Origin of the sequence: Rhizobacter sp. (assembly GCF_035702065.1) — a bacterium.
Taxonomy (GTDB): domain Bacteria; phylum Pseudomonadota; class Gammaproteobacteria; order Burkholderiales; family Burkholderiaceae_C; genus Rhizobacter.
On sequence record NZ_DASSRA010000267.1, the window covers coordinates 1 to 3,606 of the forward strand.

A 3,606-nucleotide genomic window follows, 5' to 3' on the forward strand; every position below is an offset into this window, starting at 1 on the left:
AGCCGCCAGGGCGCCGAGCTGAAGGCGCAGCAGGCCGAACTGGAGCTCACACGGGCCTGGTACCAGGGCATCGTCGAAGCGGCGCCTGATGGCATGCTCGTCATCGATGCCGGCGGGCGCGTGCTGCTCACCAACCCGCAGCTCGATGAGCTGTTCGGCTACGCGCACGGCGAGCTCATCGGCCAGCCGATGGAGGTGCTGGTGCCACCTGCCAGCCGCGCGCAACATCCGCAGCTGCGCGCCGGCTTCATGGCGCAGGGTCGGTCGCGCCAGATGGGGCGCGCGCAGTCGGTGCTGGAAGGGCAGCGCAAGGACGGCAGCCGCTTTGCGGTCGAGATCGGCTTGTCGCAGCTCCCGGCGATCGAGGGCCGCGGCGTGTGCGTGTGTGCCTCGGTGCGCGACATCACCGAGCGCAAGGCGGCCGAGGCCATCGTCCAGCGGGCGCGTGAGATCGCCGAGGAGGCCACGCGCGCGAAGAGCGATTTCCTCGCCAACATGAGCCACGAGATCCGCACGCCGATGAACGCCATCATCGGCATGAGCCACCTGGCGCTGAAGACGCAGCTCGACAAGCGGCAGCGCAACTACATCGAGAAGGTGCACCGCGCGGCCGAGAACCTGCTGGGGATCATCAACGACATCCTCGACTTCTCGAAGATCGAGGCCGGCAAGCTGAGCCTGGAGCGGGTGCCGTTTCGCCTCGAGGACGTGCTCGACGAGTTTGCCAACATGGTGGGCCTGAAGGCCGAGGCCAAGGGGCTCGAGCTGCTGTTCAGCGCACCGACGGACCTGCCGACTGCGCTGATCGGCGACCCGTTGCGGCTGGGGCAGGTGCTGGTCAACCTCGGCAACAACGCCGTCAAGTTCACCGACACGGGCGAGGTCGTCGTCGATGTGGCGGTGCAGGAGCAGCATGACGACAACGTGATGCTGCACTTCCGCGTGCGCGACACCGGCATCGGCATGACGCCCGAGCAGGTCGGGCGGATGTTCCAGGCCTTCAGCCAGGCCGACAGCTCGATCACGCGCCGCTACGGTGGCACCGGGCTGGGCCTCACCATCTCGAAGAACCTGGTCGAGTTGATGGGCGGGCGGATCTGGGTCGACAGCGAGGCGGGCAAGGGCTCGGTCTTCCACTTCACGGCGAGCTTCGGGCTGCAGGCACAGCCGCAGCCGCGCCGCATGTTCAAGGCCGACGAGCTGGTCGGCCTGCGCGCCCTGGTCGTGGACGACAACGCAAGCGCCCGCGAGATCCTGTCGTCGATGGCGCAGGGCTTCGGGCTGGAGGTCGATCTGGCGCGCAGTGGGGGCGAGGCCCTTGCGCAGGTGTCTGCGTGCGAACGGAAGGGCCTGCCGTACCAGCTCGTGCTGCTCGACTGGAAGATGCCCGGCATGGACGGCGTGGAAGCGGCGCGACTCATCGAAGCGCAGTCCCCCGGGCGGTCACCGCCCGTCATCATGGTCACGGCGTTCGGGCGCGACGAGGCCCTGGAGGCCGCTCATCAGCACCACGTGAGCCTCCCCGTCGTCCTGACGAAGCCGGTCACGGCCTCGACGCTGCTCGAGGCGGTCGGCCAGGTGCTCGGCAAGGAGTTGCTCGCCGACACGCGATCGCGAGAGCGCTCCAGCCGATCTGCCGCCGACATCGCCCGGCTGGCGGGGGCGCGGGTGCTGGTCGTCGAGGACAACGACATGAACCAGGAACTCGCGCGCGACCTGCTGGAAGCGGCGGGCATCCAGGTGGTCATCGCTTCGAACGGCGAGGAGGCACTTGACCTGCTGGCGCGGGACGCCGCGTTCGACGGCGTGCTGATGGACTGCCAGATGCCCGTGCTCGACGGCTACACGGCCACGCGGCGGTTGCGCGAGCAGGCGGTGTTCCGTGAGCTGCCCATCATTGCGCTCACCGCCAACGCGATGGCGGGCGACCGGGAGAAGGCACTCGACAGCGGCATGAACGACCACATTGCGAAGCCGCTCGACGAAGCGGCGATGTTCGCGACGATGGCCCGGTGGATACAGCCTCGTCGCGCCGCGACGCCGGCCCCCGCCCGGCATTCACCGGCCGACGATGGCCCGGACATCCCCGTCCTGCCGGGCATCGACCGCGCGGCCGGCCTGGCCACCTGCCAGGGCCGCCTCGGGCTGTACCGGCGCATGCTGCTCAAGTTCCGCGACTCGCAGGCCTCGTTCGACACGGCTTTTGCGGCCGCGCTGGAGGGCACCGACCGTTCGGCGCCCGAGCGCGTGGCACACACCTTGAAGGGCACGGCCGCCAACATCGGCGCGACCCGCCTGGCGAGCGCGGCGGCCGCCGTCGAAGAGGCCTGCCGGCGCGGGCTGGGTCGCGACGCGTTGAGCGACATGCTCGCCCGGGTGCGCGACGAACTGCAGGTCGTGGTGAGCGGGCTGCAGGGGATCGATGCCGCACCGCCACCGTCCTCGGCGGACACGACGCCGGCCGCGCTGTCGCCCGAACGCCTGCGGGACTGTGTCGAGCGTCTGCGCCAACGGCTTGCCGAGAACGATCCGGCGGCGCTCGGTCTCGTCGGTGAACTGGAGAACCTGGTCGCCGGCAGCGCCGAGCACCGGGACGCCGTGCAAGGAATCTCCGGCAAGGTCAACGACTTCGAGTTTGACGAAGCGCTGGCCTTGCTGGACCGCTGGGTCGGCGGCTGGCCGCGCTGAGTCCGCCGACAATCGGCGCCATGTCCGACGACAACCAGATCGAGATCCCGCCTTCGTTCATCGCGCTCTTCGTGCCACCGGGGCGCATCAAGCCCACTGCGCCGCGGGCGGAGATCCAGCAACGCTACGAGTACTGCGAAGACCTGGCCGGCCTGTTGACCGAGACGGCGCAGACCCAGCTGTGGCAGCTGGGCATCACCGAGGGCGATGTGCTGGAACGCATCCACGCCGGGATGCTCTCTGGCGAGGCGGGCGTGAGTGAGGCCGAGGCGGTGTGGGTCACCCGCCGCCTGGCCGAACTGCTGGGGTGGGACGACCCGCTGCCACTGGCAGCGGGCGCCTGAAGGCTTACGCGGCGTCGCTCTGCGCGATGCCGGCGATGGCCCACTCGCTGCTGCCGTCGTTCGGCTTGACGAGGTGCCAGATCTCGTCGAACGGCGTGGTGGCGCCGTCCTTCTCCTCACGAATCAGCCCGTGGAAGCGCACGCTGACGACCTGGCGCTCCGCCTCTTGCGCGAAGTCGAGCACCTGGGCGTTGAGCTGCACCACGTCGGTCTGCTGGCCAGCGCCCTGGCGGTCCTGCAGGTCGAGCCGGAAGGTGGCGAACATCTCCGGCGTGGCGAACTGGCGCAGGTCGTCCAGGTTGCCGGCGTCGTTGGCCGCCTGCATGCGGATGAAGATCAGCTTGGCGACGCGCTCGAAGGCGGGCGCGTCAAAGCCGGCCGGCAGGCTGTGCGCCGTGGCGAAGCTCGGCTCGCGCGCGACTGGAGCGGCAGCACCGCCCGAACCGAAGGCGGGTGCGTTGTCGAACGACGGTGCACCGCCCGCCGGCGACAGGTGCATGCGCTGCTGGGTGGCGGCTTGCGGGCCGAAGCGGTGCAGCAGGAAGCGGATCAGGAAGAAGGCAGCGGCGGCCAG

General features: G+C 69.9%; 3 protein-coding genes. 2 read left to right on the plus strand and 1 reads right to left on the minus strand.

Translation table 11 applies throughout. From position 1 onward, the window contains the following. Both VFL64_RS12270 and VFL64_RS12275 read left to right on the plus strand, forming a co-directional pair. On the plus strand, positions 1-2,688 hold a 2,688-nt coding region (locus VFL64_RS12270), incomplete at its 5' end, for a PAS domain-containing hybrid sensor histidine kinase/response regulator (protein ID WP_489540662.1). Positions 2,689-2,708: 20 nt separating this feature from the next. After that, complete coding sequence (locus tag VFL64_RS12275; protein WP_489540663.1) at positions 2,709-3,032, plus strand: ATPase with chaperone activity; 324 nt, start codon at positions 2,709-2,711, stop codon at positions 3,030-3,032. A 4-nt stretch (positions 3,033-3,036) separates the two neighbouring features. Here VFL64_RS12275 and VFL64_RS12280 read toward each other — a convergent pair. Continuing rightward, a partial coding sequence (locus VFL64_RS12280; protein ID WP_489540664.1) for a Tim44 domain-containing protein occupies positions 3,037-3,606 on the minus strand: 570 nt, incomplete at its 5' end.